Source organism: Cupriavidus sp. 05L411 (genome assembly GCF_056398045.1).
In genome coordinates this window covers 467,662-494,652 of the sequence record NZ_JBFTOQ010000001.1, presented here as the reverse complement: position 1 = coordinate 494,652, position 26,991 = coordinate 467,662, and the positions used below count along the sequence as shown (strand labels likewise).

Sequence of the window (26,991 nt, the reverse complement as noted above, 5' to 3'; positions counted from 1 at the left end):
GAGCGCGGCCCTCGTGGACGGGCCACGGTGCCCACCACGAAACCAGGGGAGTTGATAGCAAGGAGCCGGCAGCGCCGGTACGACAGGGCATCAAATCGCCGGGGCGGTTACCGCTAGAGACAAAACCACGAAACCACCAAGGCAGGCAGCATCGCGGCGCGACGCACCGCGAACGGCAGATGCCCGAACGCTCACCGAGCAAAGCGATCAGGGGCTCCACCACGTGACCATGGGGTCATGCCGTAGCGATGACCTCCAAGCCGGTTGGACACGCCAGCTAACACTCCGGGCCGTACGACGCAACCACAGCCCCACATAAGCCTGATTGCTCTGCACCCGGCAGGGTCGGCTTTCTTCTCGTTAGTCTTCTTTGCCGACGCAAAGAAGAGTGACCGGCAGCCCCCGCAGGGGGATGTCGTATGGCCCTTGGGTGCAATAACCAACGCCGCTAAAAGGAACATCAACCCCCCCATGCACCACCCAACACCCCTACCCCCTACCCCCCTACCCCATCTCCCTCAACCTAACCTTCAACACCTTCCCCGTAGGATTCCGCGGCAACGCCGCCACCACCCGCAACGCCCGCGGCAGCTTGTACCGCGCCAGCCGCGGCTCCGCAAACGCCTGCAGGGCTTCCAGCGTCAGGCTGGCGCCCGGCTTGAGCGCCACCACGGCAACCACATGCTCGCCCCAGCGCTCGTCGGGCGCGCCGATCACGGCGACTTCGGCGATGGCCGGGTGCTCGTACAGCACGCTTTCGACTTCGGCCGGGTAGACGTTCTCGCCGCCGGTGATCACCATGTCCTTCAGGCGGTCGCAGACGTAGTAGAAGCCGTCTTCGTCGACATAGCCGACGTCGCCGGTGCGGAACCAGCCGCCTTCGTAGAACGCCGCGGCGCTGGCGTCCGGGCGGTTCCAGTAGCCTTTCATGATGTTGCCGCCGCGCGCGCAGATCTCGCCGCGGGCCTGTGGCTCGGTCAGTGGCTTGCCGTCGAAGTCGCGGATGCAGACTTCGGTCATCATGGCCGGCGTGCCACAGGAGCCGAGCTTGTCCTGCGCGCGCTCCGGGGCCAGGAAGGTCGTCGCGGCGGCGGTCTCGGTCAGGCCGTAGCCCTGGTTGACGGGGATGCCGCGCCCGGCGAACAGGCGCAGCAGCGGCTCGGGCATGGGGGCGCCGCCGACCGAAATGGTCCGCAGGCTCGACAGGTCCGCCTGCGCGAAATCCGGGTGCTGGCTGACGAACAGCAGCATGGCGGGCACCGCGAAGCTGACCGTCACGCGGTGCTCGGCCACCGCCTGCATGACGGCTGCGGGGTCGAAGCTGCGCTGCAGCACGAGATGGCCGCCCGCCATCAGGATGGGCAAGCTCACGCAGCACATGCCGCCAACATGGAACAGGGGCGCGAAATTGAGCGCGACATCGGTGCTGGCGAGGTCGCTCAGCATCATCACGTTCAGGTTGTTGGCCCAGAAGTTGCCATGCGTGAGCATGGCGCCCTTGGGGTGTCCGGTGGTGCCCGAGGTGTACATGACCGCGGCCACATCATCCGGCTCGGTGGGCACGGGCGGCAGCGCGGCATCGGCTTGCGCCATCCGCGACAACAGGCCTTCCCAGCCCGGTGCGTCGGTGCGGCGCAGGTAGCGCTGGCATTCCAGCGTCGGGCGCGCTTCATCGATCAGGCCGGCGTAGTCCTCATCGGCGAACAGCGTATGCACGCCGGCATCGTTGAGGATAAAGGCCAGCTCCGGCCCGGTGAGCCGGAAATTGAGCGGCACGAAGATGGCGCCCAGCCAGGCGCAGGCGAACTGCGTCACCAGGAACAGCGGGTCGTTCAGGCCCAGGTAGCCCACGCGCTGGCCGCGTCCGACGCCGCCCGCCGCCAGCACGGCGGCCATCTTCTGGGCGTCGGCCACCAGCTCGGCATAGGTCCAGGTCTGCCCGGCGCAGGTCAGCGCGCGGCTGCGGGGGCTGCGCGCAGCGCGGCGGCGCAGCCATTGCGCCATGCCGAGCGCCAGGAAGGCGGCGCTGTCCGCTTGGGTGGACGATGTTGTCGACGATGCTTTGTTCATAGGCTGCTTCCTTGTTCAGTCGTTGCAGACACCGCCAGCGCGCCCTGCCCGGCGCGCGCCTCGCCGGTTGTTTTACCTGCCGGTCCAGACCGGCTTGCGCTTCTCGTTGAAGGCGGCCAGGCCTTCGCGCGCGTCTTCGGTCATCGCCAGCAGCGCGATCTGGCTTTCGGTGTAGGCGATGCCTTCGGGAAAGCTCATCGACGCCATCGCTTGCATGGCGTACTTGCCGCGCCGGATGGCGGTGGGCGACTTGTCGGCCACGCGGGCGACCAGCCATTCGGTGCGCGCGTCCAGCTCGCCCGGCGCGGCCAGGTGGTTGACCAGGCCGGCGGCCTTGGCCTCGGCCGCGGAGAACGGCTCGCCGCTGATGCACCACTCGCGCACCAGCCGGGGCGGCGCCAGCGTTTGCAGCAGGCTCAGCACCTGCATCGGGAACACGCCCACCTTGACCTCCGGCAGGCCAAACAAGGCGTTGTCGGCGGCCACCGCCATATCGGTCATGCACAGCAAGCCCATGCCGCCGGCCATGCAGGTGCCGTTGATCCGCGCAATGCTGGGCAGCGTGGCTTGCTGGGATTCGCGCAGCATGTCGGCGTAGTCCACATTAGGCTGCGAGAGGTCGAAGGCAAAGCCCTTGCCGGGCTGCAGGTCGCCACCGGCGCAGAAGGCCTTGTCGCCGGCGCCGGTCAGCACGATGGCGCGGATGGCGGGGTCTGCGTGCGCAGCGCGGTAGCCCGCCCGGATGCCGGCCACGACTTCCTTGTTGATGGCGTTGCGCTTGTCGGGCCGGTTGATGGTGATCCAGAACGCGGCGCCGCGTTTTTCATGGAGGACGGCTGGGGTTTCCGATTCGCTCATGGTGCTCCGCTGGTTAGGCTGTCTCTATGTGATGGAAAGCGGCCTGAGGGGTGGCGTGGCAACAGGCTCAGGCCACTCGGAGGGCTCAGGCCGCAGCCTTGACCGGCTCCGCCGGCGGCGCCTCGAACTCGATCTCCGCGATCACGCGCATGGCGGCGGCCTGGTCGCCAACCTGCACGTGCACGGCGCCCACCCGTCCGGCGGCCGGGGCCACGTGGATGTGCTCCATCTTCATGGCTTCCAGCGTGACCATGGGCTGGCCCGCCTCGACCTGGTCGCCGGCGGCCACCATCACGTTGACCACGCGGCCATTCATCGAGGCGCGCAGCTTGCCGTCCCCGGCAGCCTCGCCAGCCCTGGCGGCGGCGGCCCGGGTGTGGTCCTCGATGCGCAGCGGCGTGCCCTGGTAGTGCAGCAGCAGCGTGCTGGCGTCGCGATGGAAGGTGGCGCTCTCGACCAGGCCATCGCAGTTGAAGCGTACTGAATCCGCGCTTAGCGCGATGGTCTCGAAGGCAAAGCGCGACTCGCCCATGGCAACCGCGAAGCGATTGCCGCCGCCAAATGCCAGGCTGGCCTGATGCTCCGCCCCGTTGACCCGGTAGCGCAGGCCGATGGGCAGGGTCGGGGCCAGGCTCGCGGCTGGCACACCCGGCTGGCGCTCCGGCGAGGTTTCATACAGGAGCAGCGCCGCCAGCGCGGCGGCGCGCTGGCGTAGTGCCGCATCGGGTTGCAGCAGCGCGTCCTGGTGCTGGCCGATGAAGGCGGTGGTGGCCTCTCCCGCGGCAAAGGCGGGATGGGCGAGGCAGCGGCCAAGGAACACCTGGTTGGTGGTCACGCCAAGCGCCACCAGGTCCGCCAGGCCTTGCGACAGCTTGCGCCGCGCTTCGTCGCGTGTCCCGCCGTAGCCGATGAGCTTGGCGATCATGGAGTCGTAGTACGGCGGGATCGCCGCGCCACTGCCCAGTGCATGCTCCACGCGCAAGGCGGGCGGGGCCTGCCACAGTGCAATCTCGCCGCTTTGCGGCATAAAGCCTTGATCGGCGTCTTCGGCGCACAGCCGTACTTCGATGGCGTGGCCGGAAAAGCGCACGTCTTCCTGCTTGAGTGGCAGCGGCTCGCCTGCGGCAATCCGCAGTTGCAGCGCCACCAGGTCCAGGCCGGTGATGGCCTCGGTCACGGGATGCTCCACCTGCAGCCGCGTATTCATCTCCATGAAGTAATAGTTGCCGTCGCGGTCGAGCAGGAACTCCAGCGTGCCCGCGCCTTCGTAGCCGATCGCCTTGACGGCGGCCACGGCGGTGGCGCCCATGCGGGCCCGCAGCTCGGGGCTCACCGCGGGCGATGGTGCCTCCTCGATCAGCTTCTGGTGGCGCCGTTGCACCGAGCAATCGCGCTCGCCCAGGTGGATGGCGTTGCCATAGCGGTCCGCCAGGATCTGGATCTCGATATGGCGCGGTTCCACCACGGCCCGCTCCAGGATCACCTCGGGGTCGCCGAAGGCGCCCTGCGCTTCCGAGCGCGCGCTGCGCAGCAGCTCGGGAAAGGCCCGCGCGTGCGGCACCAGCCGCATGCCCCGCCCGCCCCCGCCTGCCGTGGCCTTGATCATGACCGGAAAGCCGATGCGCTCGGCCTCGGCGCACAGGCGCGCCTCGTCCTGGTCCTCGCCCTGGTAGCCCGGGATGCAGGGCACGTCCGCGGCCATCATCAGCCGCTTGGCGCCGGCCTTGTTGCCCATCGCCACGATGGACTCGGCCGACGGGCCGATGAATACCAGCCCCGCCTCGCGGCAGGCGCGGGCAAAAGCGGCATTCTCCGCCAGGAAGCCGTAGCCGGGATGCACGGCATCGGCGCCGCAACGCCGCGCTGCCTCGATGATGGCGTCGATGCGCAGGTAGGACTGCGCCGGCTGCGCCTCGCCGATATACACCGCCTGGCCGGCTTCCTGGACATGGCGCGCGCCGGCATCGGCGCTGGAGTAGACCGCCACCGTGCGGTAGCCCAGCGCGGTGGCGCTGCGCATCACGCGCAAGGCGATTTCGCCCCGGTTGGCGATCAGGATCTTCTGGAATGGCGTGGGCTGCTTCATGGTGGCCTGGTCTGCTCTCTTGTCTTTCGCTTTGAACGCTTACTTCGACTGGGGGAAGGTGCCCATGAACTTGCACAGGATCTGCATCATGACCTCGTCGGCGCCGCCGCCAATGGAGGTGAGCCGCCCGTCCCGGAAAATGCGCGAGATCGGGCTCTCCAGCACGTAGCCCATGCCGCCCCAGAACTGCAGGCAGCGGTCCGCCACCTCGCGCGACAGCCGGCCGGCCTTGAGCTTGGCCATGGTGGCCAGGCGGGTGGCATCCTCGCCGCGCACCATCATCTCCACGGCGCGCCAGCACAATGCGTGCAGCGCTTCCACCTCGGTCTGCAGCTCGGCCAAGGTGTAGTGCACCCACTGGTTGTCCAGGATGGAGCGGCCAAATGCCTTGCGCTCGCGCGTGTACTCGATGGTGAGGTCGATCGCCTTGGCGCATCGGCTGGCGGAGCTGAGCGCGCCCCACAGGCGCTCTACCTGGAACTGTTCCATCTGGTAGGTAAAGCCCATGCCTTCCTCGCCGATGCGGTAGCGCTGCGGCACCCGCACGTCGTCGAAGTACAGCTGCGCGGTATCGGACGAGTCCATGCCGATCTTGCGGATCTTCTTGGCCACCGAAACGCCGCGGGTCTTCATTGGCACCACGATCAGCGTCTTGTTGCGGTGCGGCGCGCCGTCCGACGTATTGGCCAGCACGCAGCAGAAGTCGGCCTGGGTGCCATTGGTGGTCCACATCTTGCCGCCGTTGATGATGTAATCGTCGCCGTCGCGCCTTGCGGTGGTCTTGATCGAGGCCACGTCGGAGCCGCTGCCCACCTCCGAGACGCCCAGGCAGGCCACGTACTCGCCGCGGATCGCGGGCGCCAGGAACTCGCGGCGCAGCTCCGTGCTGCCGTGGTGGGCCAGGGCCGGGGTAGCCATGTCGGTCTGCACCCCGATGGCCATGGGCACGCCGCCGCAGTTGATGTCGGAGAGCGTCTCCGCCAGCACCGCGCTGTAGGAGTAATCGAGCCCCATGCCGCCATCCTCTTCCGGCTTGGACAGGCCCAGCAGGCCCAGATCGCCCATCTTGCGGAAGACGTCATGCGCGGGGAAGATCTCGGCCTCTTCCCAGGCGTCGACGTGCGGATTGATCTGCTCGGCGATAAAGCGCTTGATGGTGGCGCGCAGCGCCTCGTGTTCGGGTGTCAGTAGCATGTCGCTGGTCTCCGTTCGTTCTTTTGCATGTCTGTTCTGGCTGAGGCGGTGGCCGTCAGGGCCGCGCAACCCCGAATTGCATGGCTTGCGGCGTCCTGGCATCGCCCTCGCGGCAGACCGCCAGCACATTGGCCAGCACCGCGCGCGTATTGCGCGGGTCGATCACGCCGTCGTCCAGCACGTGGGCGCTGGTGACAAACACGCTCATCTGGCGGTCGAAGCGCTCGACGATGCCTTTCTGCAGTGCTTCCAGCTGATCGGCATCGGCCTGCCCGCCTTTGCGCTTCATGGCGGCCTCGGTCACGATGGCCATGGTGCGCGCGGCCTGCTCGCCGCCCATCACCGCGGTCTTGGCATTGGGCCAGGAGAAGCAGAAACGCGGGTGGAAGCCGCGCCCGCACATGCCGTAGTTGCCCGCGCCGAACGACGCGCCGCAATAGATCGTGATCTGCGGCACGGTGGCGTTGCTCACCGCCTGGATCATCTTGGAGCCGTGCTTGATGATGCCGGCTTCCTCATAGCTGCGGCCCACCATGAAGCCGGTGGTGTTGTTCAGGTAGAGGATGGGCGTGCGCGACTGGCAGCAGGCCTGGATAAAGTGCGTGGCCTTGGTCGCGCCGGCCGGATCGATCGGGCCGTTGTTGGTGATGATGCCCAGCGGCCAGCCCTCGATCTTGATATGGCCGCATACGGTGGCGCCGCCGTAGTTCTCGCCGAACTCCAGGAAGTCGGAATCGTCGGCAATGCGCGCGATCACCTCCTTCATGTCGACCGGCCGCTTATGGTCCATCGGCATCACGCCGAGCAGCTCCTCGGCATCAACGCGCGGCGGCTTGTAGCTGCGCGGCGCGGCGGCGGGCTGGTCGCGGTGCCAGTCGATCTTGCCCAGGATCTCGCGGGCGATGCGCAGCGCATCGCGGTCGTCCTCGGCCAGGTAGTCGCCCAGGCCGGAGACCGAGGTATGCATCACGGCGCCACCGAGCTCCTCCTCGGTGGCCACTTCGCCCGTCGCTGCCATCAACAGCGGCGGGCCTGCCAGGAAGGCGCGCGAGCGGCCACGCACCATGATGATGTAGTCCGACAAGCCGGTCTGGTAAGCCCCGCCCGCCGTGGACGAGCCATGCGTCACCGTCACCACCGGCAGCCCGGCAGCCGACAGGCGCGCCAGGTTGCGGAACAGGTTGCCGCCCCGCACGAAATCCTCGACCTTGTAAGTCATCAGGTTGGCGCCGGCACTCTCCACCAGCTGCACATAGGGCAGCTTGTTCTCAAGCGCGATCTCCTGCACCCGCAGCTGCTTGTCCAGCCCCTTGGGTTGCAAGGCACCGGCGTTGATGCCCGAGTCCGAGGCGCTGATCATGCAGCGCAGGCCGGACACAAAGCCGATGCCCGCGATCAGGCCGCCGCCGGGCACGCTCTTGTCCAGGTCGGGGTTGTCCAGCCCCAGCCCGGCCAGCGACGATAACTCGATAAACGGTGCGCCCGGGTCCAGCAACAATGCCAGCCGGTCGCGCGGCAGCAACTGCCCGCGCTTCTCGAAGCGCTCGCGCGAGGCGGCGGACAAACTGGCGGCGCGCTGCTCGAAGGCGCGGATACGCTCCAGCAGTGCCAGCATGCCGGCGCGGTTGGCCTGGAATGCTTCACTGCCGGCGGAGAGTCTGGATTCGATATTTGCCATGTGGGTTCACTGTTCGGGGCGGTGTGCCGGTGTGAAGCCATGGTAGGGGCGGGAGCCGGCAGGGTCTTGCGAGAACTGGCTGTGCTGCTTCGCGCCGTTCTGCCTTTGTGCCTTTGTGTGACAGATGCCGGAAGTACGTCAACCCCCCCGCAATTGCACCCTGAACTTCGGCAGCAACGCGCTCGGCGCATAGGAGAGCTTGGTCTGACGGAAGTTGTCCAGCCCCATGTCCTGTTCGAAATTCAGCCACGCTACCGGGCGTGGATACGCCGTGCAGAAGTGGTGAAACATGTACTGGTAGATGCCCTTGCAGGCCGCCAGGCCTTTGGCGAAGCGCATGGCGAAGACCGTTGGGCGGATCTCCTGCGCCAGCACGAAACCCACGGGCTGCCCCGCTACCTCGTACAGGAAGCCTTCCAGGCCGAGTCGTTCGGCGTGTTGGAGGGCCTCGCCGCAGGGGGTGTCGTCGGCTTCGCCGTGCGCCTTGTGCTTGGCTTGCATCCAGCCTTCATGCACGGCCAGGGCTTGGTCGGCCAGCCCCGGGTGGTAGGCGCGCGCGGTGACGGCATGCGTGGCCAGCAGTTGCTTCATCAGGTTGCGCTTCTTGGCCAGCGTCGTGCCGCGATAGGCTGTGAAGTTGGCGGCGGGATAGAGGTAGTCGGCGTCGGCGCGCGATGCCGTCCAGGTGAAGATGGCGGGGTCGAGCCGCGCGACCTGGGCCGTGGACAGCGGATAGAAGCAGGCGTGCTCGCGGAGCAGCGCCCGCAGCACGTCAACCGGTGCGGTTTCCAGCGCGAACAGCGGCAGCACGTGGCGCGCGCCGTCATAGGTCACACCGCTGATATGCGGATAGCCGCCGCCGACATAGCGGTAGGCGTGCGCTTGCCGGAACAGGTACAGGTTGGCGAAGGCGTGCTCGGAGAGGCAGGTTTCGCCGGCGTCGGCGCTGAGCTTGCGCAGCGCTGCATCGATCCCGGCGGCAAGCGCCGGCACTAGCGGCTCGCCGTGCGCGGCCTGAATGGGCGCTGCGGTGCCGTTCACCCTGCCGAAGCCGTGCGCAACACGCGCGTGCCGGCAGCCGGCCCGGTGGCGGGCGGCCCGGCGAAGCACTGGGCCTGCGCCAGCCATTGCCGGGCCGGCCCGGCGCTGTATTGCAGGCGGGTATCGTCCAGATGGCGGCGCTGCGTGACCAGCAGGCAGAAATCTTCCGCGCTGCCGCGCACGTAGTTGTCCTGCTGCGGTTCGTTCCAGGTCCACTCGCTGCCATCGGGCGCGCTCAGCGCAATATAAGGCGCAGGCCCCGGCACCGGCTCACCGCGGTTGACGAAGGTCCAGCCGTAGGTGGTGGCGCCGATATGCGCGATGTGCTTGAGGCGGGCGGTGGGCGCGCGGGCCTGGCCTGCCGTATCCCAGATGTCCTGGCCATGGGCCCAGGTCTCCATCAGCCGCGCGGTGGCAAAGCTGCGGGCGCTCATGGGCGGACCATACCAGGGCAGGCGGGCCTTGGGGTCGAGCGCGGCCAGCGTGCGCACCAGCTGCTCGTACAGTGGCTGCCAGTACGCCAGCAAGGCGGGGCCGTCCAGATGGCCAAAGGTATCACGCGCCACGGCGCTGATATGGCCGCCCCCTGCCATCAGCGCATTGAGCGCTTGCGCGTCGCGCAGGAAGGCTTGCGGGTCGGTGGCCGCCTGCAGCGCAGTCTGGTCGAAGTAGCACAGGTGGGCGATCTCGTCCCAGGCGCTCCAGTCATAGAAGGCGCTCGGCTCGCGCCATTGCGCGGGGGTGAGCGTGGCGCAAAGGGCGGCCAGCTCGCGGTATTCGTCCAGCAGGTCCTGGCAGGTTGCTTTCATGGGGCGTATCCGGCTGCCGTTGGCGGCAGGCTTGGCAAGGTTCGATGGCTTCGATTCTGGCGCGCGGCGCGCCATTGGTCTTGTGCAAAGTGGTCGCCGCCTGGCCAGCTACGCGGGGCGATAGGCAGTCATTGGCGGCAGGCCATGCAGCGCGAGCTTGCGCGAGCCCGCGAAGATGTCGCGCGGCTTGAGCCCGTACACGCGGCGGATGGAGTGGCTGAAGTGCGTGGAATCCGGATAGCCGGTATCCAGCGCGACTTCGGCCAGGTTGGCCTCCTGGGTGACGTAGTGCAGCAGGCTGCGGGCGCGCTTCCAGGTGCGGAACGTGCGGAACGGCGTGCCGACCTCCTCCTTGAACAGGTGCAGGAAGCGGGAAAACGACAAGTTGGCGTCGCGCGCATGGTCGCTTGCGGCGCTACGCCCGCCCGGGTCGGTCTTGATCTGGCGCACCGCCGCATCGATGCGCGGATCGAGCGCGCGCGGCGCCAGCGGCTCGCCCAGCAACAGCGCATCGAGCAGCCCGGCGCCCAGCTCTGGCCGCCGCATGCCGCGCAACTGGGCGATCAGGTCGCGCGCATGCTGCGCCATGCGCGGGGCCGCCAGCGCGCCGCCTGGCCCGCGCAGCAGCAGCGGCAAGCGGGACATATCGACGGTCTCGGGCTCGATCAGGAAGCCGCACAGGCTGCGGCTGTCGGAAACGATGCGGTGCGCAGCGTAGGGCGGCACGAAGGCGATCTCGGCAGTTTCCCACTCGCCATCCGCCACGCTCAGGCGAAACGGGGCGTCCAGCGCCACATAAAGCAGGATGGCGCCGATCGAGCGCACCGACGGCGCGCCGAGCAGCCCAACGTAGAGCACGCGGTCGGGGTCGATCCACATGAAGCTTCCGCTCGGGCGCCCGCATGGCAGGCCCGCGGCATCCGGTGTGCATGGCAAAACTGGCTGCATCTGGGTCTCACTGTTCGCGGCGCCGCGCGTGGCTGAAGTGGCTGATGTGACTGACGGCTGGCGCCTGGTTCGGCAAGCACGCGCGGGCAGCCGCCCTGCGGCCTTGCGCGCCTGCGTCATGATGCCAGCGAAGGCGGCCCAAGAGCCGCCGGATGGGGGTTTATCCCGATGCCGCATGCCGTCGGCATCGGGATAAACCCCCCATCCGGCCTGGCTCAGGCGCCCAGTGCCCGCGCCAGCGCCGGAGGCACCCGCACCGGCATGGCCAGCAGGACCTGGCCCATCCCCTTGCCCAGCGGATCGTTGCGCAGCGACGCCATGCCGCCGCCGCCCAGCGCCTGCTCGCACAGGAAGTTGAAGGCGCCGATGCCGGGCAGGAAGTAACGCGTCACCCTGCCCTTGACGTTGTGCGCAAGGAACGCGGCCACCGCAGCCTCTGTCAGCTGCGCTGCGATCAGCGGCAGGTAGGCGGCGTCGCGCGCGATGATGCCGATGTTGGAGAAATCGCCCTTGTCGCCACTACGCCCGTACGCCAGCCGGATCAGCGGCACATCGACCCAGTCTGCGGCAGGCTCTGTGGCCGCAGCAAAAGGCGTCTCGGCAGCCGGCACAGTGCCGGTTGGCGTATCGCTTGCGCAGGCCATGGTCGCGGGCAGCGGCACCGCCTGCTCGTCAAGCCACACGGCGGGCTGGACCCGCGTTTTTGGCACCAGGAAGGGAAACTGCTTGATGGCCATGCTGACCGATGGCCGCCCGCCTACCCCGGTGGTCCCGGGCGACCATGAAGTGCCTGCCGGCGCGATCTCTCGCGCGAACATCTCCAGCGCGCGCTTGTCCGGATGCGTCACCGCCAGCCACATCACCGCCTCGAACAAGGCCGGTTGCGGCACATGCGGGCCAAAGGCCGCGGCGGTGCCCAGCACGTCCAGCCGGGTCTCGGTGAAATCCGGCTGCCCGGCCCGTGCCAGCATGCCGCGGGTGCGTGCCAGGAAGGCTTCGCCGCTGCGGCGCGCCTTGCGCACGGCATCGAAGCCCACGATGGTCAGTTGCGCCGAGCAGCGGTAGCCGTCGGCATAGGTGGCCGAGACCTTGTAGCTGGCGGTAGGCGGGCGGCCCTTGGCGCCCTGGACTTCCACCAGGTCCGGCCCGGCCTGGCGCAGCGTGACGCCGGTGAAATCGCAGATCACGTCGGGCAGCAGGTAGGCGGCGGGATCACCTATCTCGTACAGCATCTGCTCGCCGACGGTGGCGGGGCTGACCAGCCCGCCGGTACCGGGCGGCTTGCCGACCAGGAAGGTGCCATCCGCCCGGCAGGTCACCACCGGGTAGCCGATATTGGCCCAGTCCGGTACCTGCTCCCAGTCGGTGTGCAGGCCGCCGGTGGCCTGGCAGCCGCACTCGATGATGTGCCCCGCCAGGCTGCCCGCGGACAGCAGGTCGTAGTCGGTGGGGCTCCAGTTGAACTCGTGCATCAGCACGCCCAGCGTCACCGCGCTGTCCACGCAGCGCCCGGTGATCACGATATCCGCGCCGGCATCCAGCGCGGCGCGGATCGGCACGGCGCCCAGGTAGGCGTTGGCCGTCAGGATGCGGGCCGGCATCGCGGCGCCGCTTTGCATGTCGCGCGTGCCTGCCTCGCGCAGCGCGTCGAGCTGCGGCAACAGGTCGTCGCCATCGACCACCGCCACCCGCACCGTCACGCCGAGCTCCTCGGCCAGCTTGCGCACCGCCGCCGCACAGGCCCGCGGATTCACGCCGCCGGCATTGCTCACGATGCGGATGCCCTTTTCCATGGCTGGCTTGAGCACCGAGCGCAGGGCCCCGGTGACAAAATCCAGCGCATAGCCGGCTTCCGGGTTCTTCAGCCGCGCCGCCGCCAGCAGCGACATGGTGAGCTCAGCCAGGTAGTCGAACACCAGGTAGTCGATGTCGCCCTTGTCCACCAGCTGGACCGGGCCGATTGCGCTGTCGCCCCAGAAACCGGAGGCGCCGCCTATCCGCACGTTTTCCTTGCCCTGCCGACTTTGCTTGTTCATGGACGCGCTTCCCCTTTCGCCTCAGTCATCGATTGCCGTTGTCATCGGCGAGTCATGGCTCGCCGGCCTTGCTGGCACGATAGCGAGTTGCGGGCGGGGCGTCTTGCGTCAATTGGCTTCGACGCGGGGCGCCCTGGCGGATCCATATATGCAAAGTGCAAATCGTTATTTCCCAAAAAGAGACGCCGGCTTTATATTCGACCGCTTTCTTTCGACCGCTTTCTTTCGACCACTCTCGCCGGCTTGCCTTGCCCGCCGGCGCCTCCCACCCCCGCTGTTGGAGCATTGCCTTGAGCCACGTCCTTACCCTGGGCGACACCCTTTCCTGGCCCGCGCGCTACCTGCCACGCAAGACCGCGCTGGTCGCCGGCATGGGGCCGAGCCGCCGCACCTGGACCTATGCCGAGCTGGATGCGCAGGTGAACCGCCACGCCCACGCGCTGCTGTCGATCGGCGTAGGCCATGGCGATGTGGTTGCGGCCTTCCTTTACAACACGCCAGCCTTTGTCTTCAGCATGCTAGCTGCGGCCCGGGTGGGCGCGATCTTCAATCCGATCAACTACCGGCTGGCCGCCCAGGAACTGGCCTTTATCCTGGAGGACGGCAAGGCCAGCGCCCTGCTGTTCGAGCAGGAAGGCTGCGCCGTGGTGGAAAAAGCCGCCGAGCTGGCCCTTGGCACAACACGCTGGATCTACGCGGACCCCGAGCCGGCACCGGCCTTTGCCACGCACCACCTGGCCACGCTGGCCGCGGGGCAGCCGCATGATGCGCCCGGCATCGCCGTGGACGAAAACGATCCCTGCATCCTGATGTACACCAGCGGCACCACCGGCCGCCCCAAGGGCGTGCTGCACACGCACCGCAGCAAGCTCGCGCACAACGCCATGATGCATCAGGCCATGACGCTCTCGCGCGAGGACGTGGGCTTGTCGATTGCACCGCTGAACCACACGGCGGAACTGCACACCAGCTTCCTGCCGCGCCTGCAGCTGGGCGCCACGCAGGTGCTGCAGCGGCGCTTCGATGCCGGCGAGGCCTGGCAACTGGTCGAAGCCGAGAAGGTCACACACTTCTTCGCCGCGCCGACCATGGTCGGCATGATGCTCAACCACCCGGATGCCCACACGCGCGATGTGTCGTCGCTGCGGCTGGTGGAGTACGGCGGCGCATCGATGGCGCCGCACCTGATCCGCGAGTGGGACCGCGTGGTGGGCGCGGGCTTGGTGCAGGTGTATGGCACCACCGAGATGGGGCCCTGCATGTCCGTGCTGTACCCGCATGAGCAGCTCAGCCACGCCGGCTCGGCCGGCCTGCCCTCGCTCAATCACGACCTGGTGGTTGCGGTGCTGCGCGAGGACGACGCCCCGACCGATCCGGCCCAGCCTTGCGCGCCCGGAGAAGTCGGCGAGATCCTGGTGCGCGGCCCGTGCATGATGGCCGGCTACCTGAACCGCCCGGATGCCAATGCGCGCGCCCTGGCCCACGGCTGGTACCACACCGGCGACCTCGGCAGCCTGGACGACGACGGCTACCTGTGGGTGCGCGATCGCATCGACTACATGATCAATTCGGGCGCCGAGAATGTGTATCCGCGGGAAGTCGAGGATGCGCTGATCGAGCACGCTGCCGTGCTGGAAGTGGCAGTCATCGGCGAGGCGGATGCTACCTGGGGGCAGGTGGTCGGCGCCTATGTGGTGGTCAAGCCCGGAGCGCAAGCTACCGCGGCATTGCTCGATGGCTTCCTGGTGCATGGCGACCGCCTGGCTGCCTACAAGCGGCCGCGCAGGTATCACTTTGTCGATGCGCTGCCGAAGACCACGAGCGGGAAAATCCAGAAGCACTTGCTAAGGGGGAAGTAAAGGAGCCGGGCGATGGGAATGCATCAAAAACAGTGGCTTATCGGCATGTCCTGATGTCAGATGTTAGGTATTCCGGTGCGGAAGCATTCCAAAATTCTCCAATGAATTCAACCGGTTGTATCCCACTATCAATGCTAGATCTAGCATCAGGATAGACCCTCCTTACACCTTGAACCTCGGTGGCCGGGCGGGCCTGATCGGGCGACTCTTTCGTATCGGCGGGCGTGCCGCCCGCGCGATATCCGCGTCCGGCTCCCCCCGGTTTTCCAATTGCTGCCGGTACTCGGCCAGCAAGCCGTCCTGCTGCCGGACCCGCTCATCCAGCACAGCCACGGCATTCCCTACCTTTGCCAGTTCCTCGGCCTGCCGCCCCGCGGCTTCGGCCGCGTCCGCCAGCTTTTGCTGGGCCGCCTTGCGCTCGTTGTCCATCTGGCGCTGCCCTTCGCGCAGCGCCACCCGCGCGCCGTCCAGTTCCAGCGCCATGCGCCGCTCATTGGCGCCAAAGCGATCCGCCATGGTTTCGCGCTCCTTGTCCCACGCGGCACGCTGGCTAGCGGTATCGCGCAGCAGCGCATCTTTCTCTTCTTGCGCGCGTCCCAGTGCGGCGCGTACGGCGTCGTTCTCGGCCTGCTGTGCCACCAGTTGCGCCTCGGCACGGGCAGCGCGTTCGCTGGCTTCATCCCGGGTGCGCGCCAGTTCGGCCAGGGCGTTGTCGGCGGCGTCCAGCTTCGCCATCAGGATGGCGCGTTCCTGCGCCAGCGCGGCCTGCTCCGCCTCAACGGCTGCCCTCGCCAGCGCCAGTTCCGATTCCCGCGCGGCATAGCTCGCCGACACGGTGGCCCGGGCCTCGGCTTGTGCCGCATCCCACAAATAGCGTGCGGCCTGGTTCACCGGCTCGGGCAGGTTCGCTGGCGCCGCAAACGCTTGCGGATCCTGCAAGCGCGCGCCCAGCCCGGCGAACCAGGCATCCAGGTGCGGGCTGACGGTGTTTGGCGAGCCGCGCCCAAGATGCAGCCGGATCCGTTCGATGGTTGGGCGCTGGCCGGCCAGCAGCAAGGCATCGGCGGCTTGCCAGACATCTTGCTGGGTGATGGAACGGGAGCGCGTGGCGGGCAGATTGGCGTTTTGCATGGTCCGGGCAAGTTTTTTGGCGGCGTTGGATCTCGCCCTAAGATAAGGCACGATAATGAATGGTTATCGTGCCTTATCGGTTAATGATGTATAATTTAATACAGCATACATCATATTTATTATGATTTCTCCAGAGCTACCCTCATTCCTCGGTGACAAGGCCGAAAACCAGCCAAATCGCCCCGATTCCCTCAGCCTGAAGCCCACTCATGCCGATTTTCCCGCGCCGCTACGCCCGTCCGAACTCGACCCGCTGGGCCGCCAGGCCGCTGAAGCGCTGTACCGCGAGGGCGAATCCGCCAACACGGTGGCCAGCTATCGTTCGGCCTTACGATATTGGGCAGGTTGGTTCGCGCTGCGCTACGGCCAGCCGATCGCCCTTCCCTTGCAGCCGGCGGTCATCATCCAGTTCGTCGTAGACCACGCTACGCGGACCACGCCCCGAGGCCCGGTCAGCGAATTGCCGCCGGCCATCGACGCGGCACTGGTCGCCCGTGGCCTCAAAGCGCGTACAGGCCCGCCGGCGTTAGCCACGCTGATGCACCGGCTGGCCGTGATTGCCAAGGCGCATCGGCTGGAAAACCTGGATAACCCCTGTGCCGACCCGGCCGTGCGCGAGCTGGTGGCGCGCACGCGCCGGGCCTACGCCAAGCGAGGCGAGCGCCCGGCGCGCAAGGCGGCGCTGACGCGTGAGCCGTTATCCCGGCTGCTGGAGACCTGTGACGATTCGCTGATCGGCCTGCGCGACCGTGCGCTGCTGCTGTTCGCCTGGTCCAGCGGTGGCCGGCGGCGCTCCGAGGTGGCGGGGGCCACCCTGGCTAACCTGCGGCGCCTCGCGCCGGGCGAGTTTGTCTATCAACTGGGCTGGTCCAAGACCAACCAGGCCGGGGCCGACCTGCCGGACAATGCCAAGCCGGTGATCGGCGCGGCGGGCGCGGCGCTGGAGGCATGGCTGAAGGCAGCGGAGATTGGCGATGGCGCGATCTTCCGGCGCGTGCGCCGTGGCGGCCATGTGGGCGAAGCGCTGTCCGACGCCGCCGTGCGCAAGATCGTCAGGCAGCGTTGCGAGGCGGCCGGGCTGGAGGGAGATTTCTCGGCGCATTCGCTGCGCTCGGGCTTCGTGACCGAGGCAGCTTCACGCCAGGTGCCGATGGCCGAGGCCATGGCCATGACGGGGCACACCAGCGTGGCGACGCTGGTGCGGTATTTTCGGGCAGCAGATGCGCGGCGCTCAGTGGCGGCTGACCTGATCGGCGTGCAGGACGAGGATGCAGGGCCGTGACAGCTATTGCCGCCTTCCATAACGTCTTAAATCTGTTTTTGATGCCGAGAATGCGAGGGCGCCAGAATCAAGGGAGAACGGTCGGCGCTGCTGGACAACCCGCCCTGGGGCGGACAAGAATATGGGCCGGGTTGCGCACACGCCCACCAGATTCCAGATCGACAATCACGGCGGCCGCCACCGGCGGTGCCAACGGGAGACTGCCATGCGGCACTGGCTTGTCCTGCTTGCGCTTGCCTGCTGCATGGGCGCGGCCCACGCCGGCAAATGCGTAAGCGGCAACAAAACGCTCTACACCGACTCCCCCTGCCCGGCCGGCTGGCAGGGCGCGGCGCTGGGCGGCAATCTCTCCCGTATCAGCCCCGAGCCGGCTACCGACGCGGCCAACCAGCAGTTCCTGAAAAAGCGCGAGGCAGAGGAGCGCGAATACCAGGCGCGGCTGGTGCGCGAGCAAAACGAGGCCGCCCGCACCGAGGTCAACCAGTGTTATTGGCTGGCCAACCAGATGCGGCTGCTGGAGTCCGACTACAGTGCGCGCCGCCTGGCTCGGCTGCCGGAGCAGGAGGACTACCGCCGGCGCTACCGTAACCTGCGCGATCAGCAGGCGCGGCTGCGCTGCTGAGGCCATGGACATCGCGCGAATGCCTGTTTGCATGCCTGTTTGAATCCCGCAAGCCATTACAATCCGCGCCGGGTATGCCGATATACAGGCGGTGCGCGTGCAATCGCAGCCCGAGAGCGTGATGTCGCACACTATCCCCTGCCAGTAGCCGAACCCCTATGACGCCGCCTTCGATCCCCGCCAACGAACAGCTTCGGCTGGATACGCTGCGCGCCCTGAATATCCTCGATACCTCGGCGGAAGAGCGCTTCGACCGCCTGACCCGGCTGGCGCGGCGCCTGTTTGGCGTACCCATCGCGCTGGTCAGCCTGGTGGACGCCAACCGCCAGTGGTTCAAGTCCTGCATTGGCTTGTCGTCCACCGAGTCCCCTCGCGAGGTTTCGTTCTGCGGGCACGCGATCCTCGATGACGGCATCCTGATGGTGCCAGACGCACTGCTCGACGAACGCTTTCACGACAACCCGCTGGTGGTGGATGCGCCCGGCATCCGCTTTTATGCGGGCTGTCCGTTATCGGTGGCCAACGGCAGCAAGCTGGGTACGCTGTGCCTGATCGACGTGCAGCCGCGCGAGTTTGGCGAGGAGGACCGCGCCTTGTTGCGCGACCTGGCGCACATGGCCGAGCAGGAGTTGGCCGCGCTGCAACTGGCCACCATGGACGAGCTGACGCTGTTGTCCAATCGCCGCGGCTTCTCGGCGCTTGCGCAGCACGCGCTCAATGTATGCAAGCGGCTGGATAAGCCCGCCACGCTGCTGTTCTTCGACCTGGATGGTTTCAAAGGCATCAACGACCGCTTCGGCCATGCCGAGGGCGACCGCGCCCTGTCGGTCTTTGCCGCGCAGTTGGGCCAGTCGCTGCGTGACTCCGATGTGATCGGCCGCCTGGGCGGCGATGAGTTCGTGGCGCTGCTGACCAGCTCCGACGCCGCGCTGTGCCAGGCCACGCTGGCACGCCTGAAGCTGGCCATGGATGCGATCAACGAGCAGGCGGCGCGAGGCTATGAGATCGCGTTCAGCGTCGGCTCCGTCCAGTTCGATGCGGCGCGCCACGACGGCACCGCCGCGCTGCTGGCCGAGGCCGATGCGGCCATGTATGCCAACAAGGCATCCCGCAAGGCAAGCCAGCGCTAACCCTAGGGGTTGCTGCCAAGCCACGCGCCCGCCGCCGGGCGCGCCCTCCTGCGTATACTGACAAGCAGCCCCACTGAGCCAACAAGAAAAGGAGTATGGCTATGCCACACGAGCAATTCCTGGCCAAGCAGGAGGATCGCCGCAGCGGCCTGCGCGCCCTGCGGGCCGCGCTCCTGAAGGTGCACAAGGAAGTGATCGCGCTGAATCGCGTGGAGTACGAACGCCTGCATGGCCCGATCCCGGCCGGGCTGTTCGTGCAGGTTGTGACCGAGGAGACCTATTTCCGCTGGCTGGACCCGCTCTCGCGGCTGATCATCGAGATCGACGAAGAGCTGGACGCGCCCGAGCATCACGATGAAACCTGCAAGGCGGTGGCCGCGGCCACCGAGAAACTGTTTGGGCCAGACAGCGACCCGGCGTTTCGTGACCGATACCAGCAAGCGCTGCAGGACGAGTCAGGCGTGATCGTCGCGCACGGGCAACTGATGAAAGTCGTCGCGCAGTTGCGGCAACTGGTCTAGCGGGCCGGCGGGATCCTCCGGCTCGGTGTTTCGCCTATTTTTCAGGGCGGGTGACGCGCCCGTGGTCCACCGAAATCGGGTCGCTCGCTGGAAAGGTCTCCCTCAGGGCTTCGTCGAGTTCGTCCTCCACGTGATCATCCTTGCTGCCCGGCGATGGCTTGGCTTTGGACGGCGTGGGGGGCGTTGGCGTTACAGGCTTGCTCATCTTGGTCATGGTGATGTCCCCGCACGGGTGGGTGTGTCTTGATCTTAGAAGGCTCTTGGGCGGGATGCCAATCCCGCCCCTGCACGCCAGGCGCCAGGCTCGCGCCTACTTGAACATCATGCTGACCATCACCAGGGCCAGCAGGCCGACATAGACGCGCGCATGCACGCGGTCGGGGATGCGCCCGGCCAGCGGGGCGGCAAGGCGGATGCCGGCCAGGGCGCCGATCGATAGCAAGCCGAACGCGGCAAGGTCGATGTACCCCAGATAGCCGCGGCCCAGCGCCACCGGCTGGTACCACGCCATGGCCACATAGGCCAGGGTGCCCGGCACGGCAACCGGCAGGCTCAAGGGGTTCGCCATCGCCGTGGCTTGCGCCATGCTCAGCCCGCGGCGGCGCAGCAGGGGCACGGTCATGACGCTGCCCCCCACGCCGAGGAACGTGGCGACTGCACCGATCGCCAGGCCGCCCGCCACCGTCTGCGCCTGCCCGAGCCGCTGCGGTGAGTCCTGCCCGGCGCGCGCGAGAAATCCGCGCCGTGCCAGGCAATCCAGCAGCGTGACGCCAAGGTACGCCACAAAGACAAGGCGAACCACGTCGCTGCTCGCCAGCGTGGCGGCGCCGGCGCCCATGATGGCGCCCAACCCGATGAATCCCCCCAGCGGCCACACATAGGACCACAGGATGTTGCCCGCCAGGCGATGCTTGCGCGTGGCGAGCGAGGCGCTCAGGATCATCACCGCCGTTGAGGTCGCGACGGCAATATGCATGGCGGACTGGCCTGGCCCATGTGCATCGGCGGCGCTCAATGCGCGGTAAAGCAAAGGCACCACCACAAACCCGCCGCCGAAGCCGAACAAAACAGTGGTCAAGCCAGTCAGGCAGCCGAACAGGACAAAAAGGAGATAGAGCATCGCAAAGGCGGAGTGGGTTCCAGGTGTGCCCACGATACGTGCGGTTGGCATGGCCAACTTTCGAAGATTGGTCAATAATATTTGTGTTTCGGCCATTCCACCCTTCCGCCGCCATTTCCTTCCATGCGCAACGTCCGCATCGACGACTACGACCACGTGCCCAGGCCCGTGGTTGCGATCGGCACCGACTACCCCGAGGGCTACCTGCTGCCGCGCCATGCCCATCGGCGCGCGCAGCTGCTCTATGGCGCGACGGGTGTGATGCATGTGGCGACGCACGATGGCAACTGGATCGTTCCGCCGCAGCGCGCGGTCTGGATTCCGCCGGGGATGGCGCATGAGGTCACGATGCTGGGCGTCAGCACGCGCAGCCTGTATATCGAGCCCGGCGCCGTGCCGGGGCCGGGCCATACGTGCCAGGTGGTGGGGATATCCGCCTTGATGCGGCAGTTGCTGATTGGCGCGGTGGAGATGCCGGCGCACTACGATCCCGACGGCCGGGATGGCGCGCTGGTCGCCCTGCTGCTGCATGAGATCGCGGGCATGACGGCGCTGCCCTTGCATATTCCGCTGCCGCGCGATGCGCGGCTCGCGCCGCTATGCCACGCCTTTCTCCGGCAACCCGACACGCATGATTCGCCGCAGCGCTGGGCCCTGGCGCTGCATATGAGCAGCCGGACCTTCAGCCGGTTTTTCCGCGAGCAGACCGGCATGGCGTTTTCGGCATGGCGCCAGCGCGCCTGCGTGGTCCTGGCCTTGTCCCGGCTGGCCGCCGGCGACGGCGTTACGCGCATTGCCCTGGATTTCGGCTACGACAGCCCGGCGGCCTTCTCGACCATGTTCCGCCGCGTGCTGGGCCACGCCCCTACAGAATATTTGCGCCAAGGCATGGCCGGCCCGCGCGCCGCCGGCGAGCCGCTGGCGGCCGCATTGCCGCCTGCCGGCTTGCCCGCCGAAGCCTTGGCCCACATCTAGGCGTGGCATCGCCGCGCCATTTGTCTGCTACGGAACAAGGCGAATTCCCGGACACGCGTCAGAATAGCTTGTCGGCGCAACATCGGACATGCAGCAGGCTGCCATTCCGCCCCGGAATCTATATTGCAAACAAAGGACGCGGGAAGCACCTGCGTTGCCTCGACCTTTATCGGCCGTTTCGGCCATTTTCTTTAGTCGGAGTACTTCAAGGGGGTTGTAATGAGCAATATGGATTCGGGTTGCCTGCAAGCTAGCCGTACGTCGCACCAGGCCGCCGCCACGGTGGCTGCCTGGCCGGATTTTGTCACCACGCGGGTGGCGGGCCACGAGGTGGAACGCGTACAGAAGCGCTGGGGCGGCAGCCACCTGCTGCACGGCCGGCAACCGGGGCCCGACGCCGTGCATTTCTCCAGCAACGACTATCTTTGCCTGCTCGGCGAAGACAAGCTGGTGCGCGCGCAGACGGCCGCCATGCGCGGGCCGGAGAGCGAGCTGCTGATGTCGGCGGTGTTCCAGTACGGCGACAATCCCACAAGCCGGCTGGAGCGCAAGCTGGCGCAGTTCAGTGGCGCCGAGGACAGCATCCTCTGCCAGTCGGGCTGGGTGGCCAATGTGGGCCTGCTGCAGAGCATCGCCAACGAGCGCACGCCGGTCTACCTGGACATGCTGGCCCATATGTCGCTGTGGGAAGGCGCCCACACGGCGCGCGCCCGTGCCGTGCCGTTCATGCACAACGACGCGGAGCACGCCGAGCGCCAGATCCGCAAGGAGGGCCCCGGCATCATCGTGGTGGATTCCGTCTACAGCACCAATGGCAGCTTGTGCCCGCTGACCGATTTCGTGGAGGTTGCGGAGCGTACCGGTAGTGTGATCGTGGTGGATGAGTCACATTCGCTCGGCACGCATGGCCCCGGCGGCGCGGGCCTGGTGGCGCAGCTCGGACTGTCGAAGCGGGTCCACTTCCAGACGGCCAGCCTGGCCAAGGCGTTTGGCGGCCGCGCGGGGCTGGTGACGTGCCCGTCGTCGTTCAAGGGGTATTTCGCCGCGGAATCGCGCCCGGCTATTTTCAGTTCGGGGCTGCTCAGCCATGAACTGGCCTGGTTCGACGCCGCAGCGGATTTCATCGTCGGGGCGAACGATCGCCGCAGGCAGCTGCATGCGGTATCGGCTCAGGTACGCGAAGCGCTGTCCGGGCTGGGCTACAACGTCTCGGCAGGATCCGAGCAGATCATCGCGCTGGAGTCTGGCACCGAGGAGCAGACGCTGGTGCTGCGCAATGCCTTGCAGTCACGCGGAATCTTTGGTGCCGTGTTCTGCGCGCCGGCCACCGCGCGGGACCGCGCGCTGATGCGGCTGACCATGCATGCCCACCTGACCGCCGTGGAAATCGAGCGCCTGATCCAGGTCTGCGCGGAAATCCGCGATGAGGTGAACCTGGCCGGCTGGCGTTCCACGCAGCGCAAGCCGCGCACGCCGGTGGCTCGCCCGCCCATGGCCATGCAGACCACGCTGCAAGCCAGCCTCGAAGCGCTGCACGGCACGGCCTGAGCCGGCTCAGCTTGCCGCGCCGTCGTCCTCCGGGCGCGGCTTGGCAAGCGGGAACTCGAGGACGAACTCCGTGTACTCGTGTTCGACCGAGCTGCAATGGATGCGCCCGTCCCAAGCCTCGAGCGTCTCGCGGCAAAAGGCCAGGCCGATGCCGGTGCCCTCGTTGCGCGGGTAGGTGTGGAAACGCTTGAAGATGGACGGCAGCTCGCGCTCCGGCACGCCGGTGCCGGTATCGCGGAAGATCAGCCGGTTGCGCCGGGTGCCGCGCTCCAGCCGCAGCCGGATATCGCCGTGCCCTGCCCGCGCCAGCGCGTGCAGCGCGTTCTTGATCAGGTTGAACAGCACCATGACCATCAGCTTCTGGTCCGCGTGGATCAGGAAATCCTCTTCCAGATCCACGCGCACCAGCTCCCGCTGGCTGGCTTCGAAGGGGTAGCGGGAGATCGCTTCCTCCACGGCCTGGCCGAGCAGGAAAACCTCGCTGGGCCCGCGCAGGGTCTTGGCGCGCGCATTGACCAGCAGCACGTCGATGCCGTGGTTCATGCGGTCGACCTCCAGCTGGATCCGCGGCAGCGCGTCCTTGAGCAGGCCAAAATGGGCCCGCGGCAGGTGCAGCGAGTTCTCCGGCGTCTCGTTTTCCTCATAGAAACGGATCAGCCCCGGCAGGTACCGGCCCATGCCGAGCGCCGTGGAGCCGATGCTGCGGATCGGCGTGCGCAACTCATGGGCCACCGTGCCCAGTGCAATCGCCATGCCGTCCAGCTTTTCCTGGATCAGGATGCGCTGGTCGATCTTCAGCACAGCAATCGTGCAGATGGTGAAACCGATGATCGGCAGCTCCACCGGCCAGTTCACCTCCAGCATTGCGGCGGGCGGCGGCGTCACGTAGTTGTAGACCAGCCACGCCAGGGCGGTGCCCACCACCAGGGAGGTGGCGCCACCCAGCCAGCCGCTGAAGTTGAAGAGGATGATGACGGCGATCACGAGCGACTGGGACCACACCAGGTTGCCGTGATTCATCAAATACATGTAGACGAAAAAAAACGACAGGCTGTACGTCAGGGTCGCCAAAAAATGCGCAGGAAGCCATTTTTTGTCGCGCAGGTCGCGCGAGACGATCAGCGGCAGGCACATGACCATGGCCACCAGCCGCAGGGTCAGGCTCTCGTAAGGCTGGGGAAACCAGAACTTCCAGATCAGGTAGAACGCCGGGTAGCCCGTAAAGGCGAGCCACCCCAGCAGGCGGATACGCTTGACCTGGGCCGGCTGGCGGATATCGAGATGGACTTCCCTGGCAAGCACCCGGCGCAGGCGCATCGCGCTTTCACCGCAACTGCGTTGAATCTGGGCAAGCATGTTGAGAACCGGCTGAGGGCTGATGGTGGCAACGATGCGAAAGTGTAGCCGGATAGCCCGGTTCTTTTCTCGATTTTGTGCGCTTTTCGCAGCTTAGGCCGGAATCCGCTGCTGGCTTGCCCTGCAGCGTCAATCCAGCAGGTGGCCCATTCGCTCGCGCTTGGTCTCCAGGTATTTTTCGTTCTCGGCGTTGGACGGCACGATATGACGCATCTGCTCGACCACCTTGATGCCCGCGGCTTCCAGCGCCTGCTTCTTCTTGGGATTGTTGCTCATCAGCCGGATCGACTTGACGCCCCACTGATGCAGCAGGTCGGCCGCAAAGGCGTAGTTGCGGCTATCGATTTCCTGGCCCAGCGCCAGGTTGGCGTCGACGGTGTCGAGCCCGCCGTCCTGCAGCGCATAGGCGCGGATCTTGTGGCCCAGCCCAATCCCGCGCCCTTCCTGGCCGCGCAGGTACAACAGGATGCCGCGGCCTTCCTCGGCGATCTTCTTCATGGCCAGGTCGAGCTGCTCGCCGCAGTCGCAACGGCACGAGCCGAACACGTCGCCGGTCAGGCATTCGGAATGCAGGCGGGTCAGCACAGCCTCGCCGGTGATGTCGCCAACGCTCAACGCAAGGTGTTCGATGCCCGAAACGGCACCCTTGAAGGCGTGGGCGGTAAATTCGCCAAAACGGGTCGGCAAGCGGGCCGAGCCGATCAGCTGGATCTCTGTGTCGTTCATGTCAGTCGGAGTGTTGCGCCGGCCTTGGCGGCGCGGCATCGGGGCGCTTGATAGCGTCTAGTCCGCTACGGTAGCACGAGCGAGGCCGGATCGCTGGCGGGCAAGTGGCCGGGCGCGCTCCGGCGGCATGTCTTTGGCCTGAACGTTGCGATGAAACCTGCCCCTTGGCCCCTCAGCCAAGCTCGATGGGCTGGCCGTGGGGCGTGCGCCGGGCCGCCGCGTCCCACGCGTCGCGCCGGTTCAGCAGCGCGCTGGCGTCGACCAGGCCCTTGGCCGCGGCGAGCCGCTCCAGCGCGGTCAGCCAGAAGCGGTAGTAATGCTCGCCGTTGTCGGGATCCCCGCCTGCCTGGGCTTCGCGGATGACCTGGGACAGGGTGGCCGCCCATTCCGTCCAGGTAAAGGCGCCGCGCTCATGCAAGGCGAGCGCCAGCGCAAAGGCCTGTGCTTCCCACGGCTCACGGAACACCGGTCCGGTGCTGTCGCAAGGCAGTGCCGGCAGTGCTGCCCGCATGGCCTGCAGACTTGCGGGCGAGGGCAAAGTTGACGCCGGATCAGCCATGGGCCACCTCCGCCGGGTCAAGGTAGGACTCCCAGCAATCCGCACAGACCGAGGCCGCGGTGGTGTCGGGACCCCACAACTCGGTGGCAGCAAAGCGCACGGTGTAGAGCCACTGTGGCTGGTCGCCCGCCCCGGCGGCGCTGGCGTCCGGGAACACATGGGCGCCATGCACAGCCGCGATCTCGCCCTGCCGTCCACGGCAATAGCGTGGCAGCCGGGTGTGGCCGGCGGGATGCATCTGGCGGGTGCGTACCCGGTCGCCCACCTGGAAACGGGCTGCTCCCGGCGCGGACCGGACGCTAGGCGTGCCGCGCGCCAGGGCCGGGGCAACCTGATCCGCGCTCAGGATGCGCGCGAGGGGCAGCGGCGGCGTGGTGGATGCGCCGCTGGCGATTTCTTCCGCGTTGGCCATGCCAGTCCTGAGCAGCATGGCCTTGAGGCCTTCGAACCAGATCTGGTAGTAGCTGCTGCCAAGGTACTGCGCCGGCGGCAGGCTTTCGCGGGCCGCGCGCATGGTGTCGATATTCCACTTGCCGAGCGCACCCATGGCGAGCGTCAGTGCGAGCATGCGGCGCTCCCAGCCGGCGTGGAACACCGGCTCATCGGCTTCCGGGCGAACCGGGCCGAAGCCCTGCATGCCGCCGAGGTCCTGCCCACCGTTCATTGCGGCTCCCCTGCCGTTGCCGGCGTGGTCACATCCGGCAGCAGGCCCGTGCCGATCATCGCGTCACGGGTCACCAGTTCCGCCAGCGCTTGCTCGCCCCAGCCCTCGGTGCCGGCCGGGCGCATGGGCAGCACCAGGTAGCGCAGTTCGGCGGTGGAGTCCCACACCTGGATCTGCACCGCCTGCGGCAGCGTAAAGCCAAAATCGCGCAGCACGCCGCGCGGGTCGATCACCGCCCGCGCGCGGTACGGCGCAGACTTGTACCAGACCGGTGGCAATCCCAGCACCGGCCAGGGATAGCAGGAGCACAGCGTGCAAACCACCATGTTGTGGGTGGCGGGCGTGTTCTCCAGCACGATCATGTGCTCGCCCTGGCGCCCGGTAAAACCGAGCGAGGCGATGGCCGCGGTGGCGTCCGCCAGCAGCCACGCCTTGTAGGCGGGATCGGCCCAGGCCTTGGCGACCACGCGCGCCCCGTTGCGTGGGCCGATATGTTGCTCGTAGGTCTCGATCAGGACATCCAGCGCGGCCGGGTCGACATAGCCCTTCTCCACCAGCAGGGATTCCAGCGCGCGCACGCGCAGATCCATCTCGGAGAGCGTGCTGCCGCCGTGATCATGGTCATGGTCATGCTCATGGTCATGGTCATGGTCATGGTCATGGTCATGGTCATGGTCATGGTCAGGGCCATGAGGGGGACTGGATGGCGAGTCGGGAGAGTCTTGGCGCATCGATGTCTGGGGAGATCGTTCCGGGATCGTTCTGGCACGGACACTGC

Annotated in this window: 24 protein-coding genes; 7 read left to right on the top strand and 17 right to left on the bottom strand. The window is 67.2% G+C overall.

Features of this window, described 5'->3' with window-relative positions:
• Positions 1 to 504: 504 nt before the first annotated feature.
• The 9 genes from AC1DQR_RS02285 to AC1DQR_RS02245 form a co-directional block, all read right to left on the bottom strand.
• Positions 505 to 2,070, bottom strand: coding sequence for an acyl-CoA synthetase (locus AC1DQR_RS02285; RefSeq protein WP_416052599.1), 1,566 nt, complete (start codon positions 2,068 to 2,070; stop codon positions 505 to 507).
• A gap of 72 nt (positions 2,071 to 2,142) precedes the next feature.
• Entirely contained in the window at positions 2,143 to 2,928 is a 786-nt protein-coding gene (locus AC1DQR_RS02280) for an enoyl-CoA hydratase/isomerase family protein (protein ID WP_416052598.1), read from the bottom strand.
• An 85-nt stretch (positions 2,929 to 3,013) separates the two neighbouring features.
• Positions 3,014 to 5,014, bottom strand: a complete 2,001-nt coding sequence (locus AC1DQR_RS02275) for an acetyl-CoA carboxylase biotin carboxylase subunit (RefSeq protein WP_416052597.1) — start codon at positions 5,012 to 5,014, stop codon at positions 3,014 to 3,016.
• A 39-nt stretch (positions 5,015 to 5,053) separates the two neighbouring features.
• Positions 5,054 to 6,208 (bottom strand): acyl-CoA dehydrogenase family protein, encoded by a 1,155-nt coding sequence (locus tag AC1DQR_RS02270; RefSeq protein WP_416052596.1) that lies wholly within the window; start codon positions 6,206 to 6,208, stop codon positions 5,054 to 5,056.
• A 55-nt stretch (positions 6,209 to 6,263) separates the two neighbouring features.
• A complete protein-coding gene (locus tag AC1DQR_RS02265) occupies positions 6,264 to 7,886 on the bottom strand; it encodes an acyl-CoA carboxylase subunit beta (RefSeq protein ID WP_416052595.1) in 1,623 nt (540 codons plus the stop codon).
• A gap of 138 nt (positions 7,887 to 8,024) precedes the next feature.
• A complete protein-coding gene (locus AC1DQR_RS02260; protein WP_416052594.1) occupies positions 8,025 to 8,927 on the bottom strand; it encodes a phosphatidylglycerol lysyltransferase domain-containing protein in 903 nt (300 codons plus the stop codon).
• Positions 8,924 to 9,736 carry a TIGR03084 family metal-binding protein gene (locus tag AC1DQR_RS02255; RefSeq protein ID WP_416052593.1) on the bottom strand — a complete coding sequence of 271 codons (813 nt, stop codon included), beginning with the start codon at positions 9,734 to 9,736 and terminating at the stop codon, positions 8,924 to 8,926. Before AC1DQR_RS02255 ends, AC1DQR_RS02260 begins: the two co-directional genes overlap by 4 nt.
• 108 nt (positions 9,737 to 9,844) lie before the next feature.
• Positions 9,845 to 10,615, bottom strand: coding sequence for an AraC family transcriptional regulator (locus AC1DQR_RS02250; RefSeq protein ID WP_416052592.1), 771 nt, complete (start codon positions 10,613 to 10,615; stop codon positions 9,845 to 9,847).
• A 284-nt stretch (positions 10,616 to 10,899) separates the two neighbouring features.
• Positions 10,900 to 12,720 carry an acyclic terpene utilization AtuA family protein gene (locus AC1DQR_RS02245; RefSeq protein ID WP_477132436.1) on the bottom strand — a complete coding sequence of 607 codons (1,821 nt, stop codon included), beginning with the start codon at positions 12,718 to 12,720 and terminating at the stop codon, positions 10,900 to 10,902.
• 290 nt (positions 12,721 to 13,010) lie between these two features.
• On the opposite strand from AC1DQR_RS02245, the gene AC1DQR_RS02240 reads away from it, so the two are divergent.
• On the top strand, positions 13,011 to 14,579 hold the full coding sequence (locus AC1DQR_RS02240) for a fatty acid--CoA ligase (protein ID WP_477132435.1): 1,569 nt from the start codon (positions 13,011 to 13,013) through the stop codon (positions 14,577 to 14,579).
• A gap of 162 nt (positions 14,580 to 14,741) precedes the next feature.
• Here the strand turns inward: AC1DQR_RS02240 and AC1DQR_RS02235 are convergent, their stop codons facing one another.
• Positions 14,742 to 15,710: a DNA-binding protein gene (locus tag AC1DQR_RS02235; RefSeq protein WP_416052589.1), complete on the bottom strand. Its 969-nt coding sequence runs from the start codon at positions 15,708 to 15,710 to the stop codon at positions 14,742 to 14,744.
• Positions 15,711 to 15,831: 121 nt separating this feature from the next.
• On the opposite strand from AC1DQR_RS02235, the gene AC1DQR_RS02230 reads away from it, so the two are divergent.
• The 4 genes from AC1DQR_RS02230 (at position 15,832) to AC1DQR_RS02215 (ending at position 19,265) form a co-directional block, all read left to right on the top strand.
• Positions 15,832 to 16,992 (top strand): site-specific integrase, encoded by a 1,161-nt coding sequence (locus tag AC1DQR_RS02230; RefSeq protein ID WP_477132434.1) that lies wholly within the window; start codon positions 15,832 to 15,834, stop codon positions 16,990 to 16,992.
• A 205-nt stretch (positions 16,993 to 17,197) separates the two neighbouring features.
• Entirely contained in the window at positions 17,198 to 17,614 is a 417-nt protein-coding gene (locus tag AC1DQR_RS02225) for a hypothetical protein (protein WP_416052587.1), read from the top strand.
• A gap of 158 nt (positions 17,615 to 17,772) precedes the next feature.
• Positions 17,773 to 18,744, top strand: coding sequence for a GGDEF domain-containing protein (locus tag AC1DQR_RS02220; protein WP_477132433.1), 972 nt, complete (start codon positions 17,773 to 17,775; stop codon positions 18,742 to 18,744).
• 95 nt (positions 18,745 to 18,839) lie between these two features.
• On the top strand, positions 18,840 to 19,265 hold the full coding sequence (locus AC1DQR_RS02215; RefSeq protein WP_416052585.1) for a hypothetical protein: 426 nt from the start codon (positions 18,840 to 18,842) through the stop codon (positions 19,263 to 19,265).
• A 34-nt stretch (positions 19,266 to 19,299) separates the two neighbouring features.
• Here the strand turns inward: AC1DQR_RS02215 and AC1DQR_RS02210 are convergent, their stop codons facing one another.
• A complete protein-coding gene (locus tag AC1DQR_RS02210) occupies positions 19,300 to 19,479 on the bottom strand; it encodes a hypothetical protein (RefSeq protein WP_416052584.1) in 180 nt (59 codons plus the stop codon).
• Positions 19,480 to 19,575: 96 nt separating this feature from the next.
• The gene (locus AC1DQR_RS02205; protein WP_416053258.1) at positions 19,576 to 20,385 is read right to left on the bottom strand and encodes a sulfite exporter TauE/SafE family protein; all 810 of its coding nucleotides are present in this window, start codon (positions 20,383 to 20,385) and stop codon (positions 19,576 to 19,578) included.
• A 123-nt stretch (positions 20,386 to 20,508) separates the two neighbouring features.
• On the opposite strand from AC1DQR_RS02205, the gene AC1DQR_RS02200 reads away from it, so the two are divergent.
• Positions 20,509 to 21,360 (top strand): AraC family transcriptional regulator, encoded by an 852-nt coding sequence (locus AC1DQR_RS02200; protein ID WP_416052583.1) that lies wholly within the window; start codon positions 20,509 to 20,511, stop codon positions 21,358 to 21,360.
• Positions 21,361 to 21,579: 219 nt separating this feature from the next.
• Positions 21,580 to 22,908: an alpha-hydroxyketone-type quorum-sensing autoinducer synthase gene (gene cqsA, locus AC1DQR_RS02195; RefSeq protein WP_477132432.1), complete on the top strand. Its 1,329-nt coding sequence runs from the start codon at positions 21,580 to 21,582 to the stop codon at positions 22,906 to 22,908.
• A gap of 6 nt (positions 22,909 to 22,914) precedes the next feature.
• Here cqsA and AC1DQR_RS02190 read toward each other — a convergent pair whose 3' ends face one another.
• The 5 genes from AC1DQR_RS02190 to nthA all read right to left on the bottom strand — a co-directional run bounded on the left by AC1DQR_RS02190 (position 22,915) and on the right by nthA (position 26,944).
• Positions 22,915 to 24,264, bottom strand: coding sequence for a sensor histidine kinase (locus AC1DQR_RS02190; protein WP_416052581.1), 1,350 nt, complete (start codon positions 24,262 to 24,264; stop codon positions 22,915 to 22,917).
• Between the two features lie 129 nt (positions 24,265 to 24,393).
• On the bottom strand, positions 24,394 to 24,990 hold the full coding sequence (ribA, locus tag AC1DQR_RS02185; RefSeq protein ID WP_043355124.1) for a GTP cyclohydrolase II: 597 nt from the start codon (positions 24,988 to 24,990) through the stop codon (positions 24,394 to 24,396).
• Between the two features lie 172 nt (positions 24,991 to 25,162).
• Positions 25,163 to 25,549 (bottom strand): nitrile hydratase accessory protein, encoded by a 387-nt coding sequence (locus AC1DQR_RS02180; protein ID WP_416052580.1) that lies wholly within the window; start codon positions 25,547 to 25,549, stop codon positions 25,163 to 25,165.
• Positions 25,542 to 26,213, bottom strand: a complete 672-nt coding sequence (gene nthB / locus AC1DQR_RS02175) for a nitrile hydratase subunit beta (protein WP_416052579.1) — start codon at positions 26,211 to 26,213, stop codon at positions 25,542 to 25,544. The genes AC1DQR_RS02180 and nthB overlap by 8 nt, the downstream gene beginning before the upstream one ends.
• On the bottom strand, positions 26,210 to 26,944 hold the full coding sequence (nthA, locus tag AC1DQR_RS02170) for a nitrile hydratase subunit alpha (RefSeq protein ID WP_477132431.1): 735 nt from the start codon (positions 26,942 to 26,944) through the stop codon (positions 26,210 to 26,212). Before nthA ends, nthB begins: the two co-directional genes overlap by 4 nt.
• Positions 26,945 to 26,991: the final 47 nt, after the last annotated feature.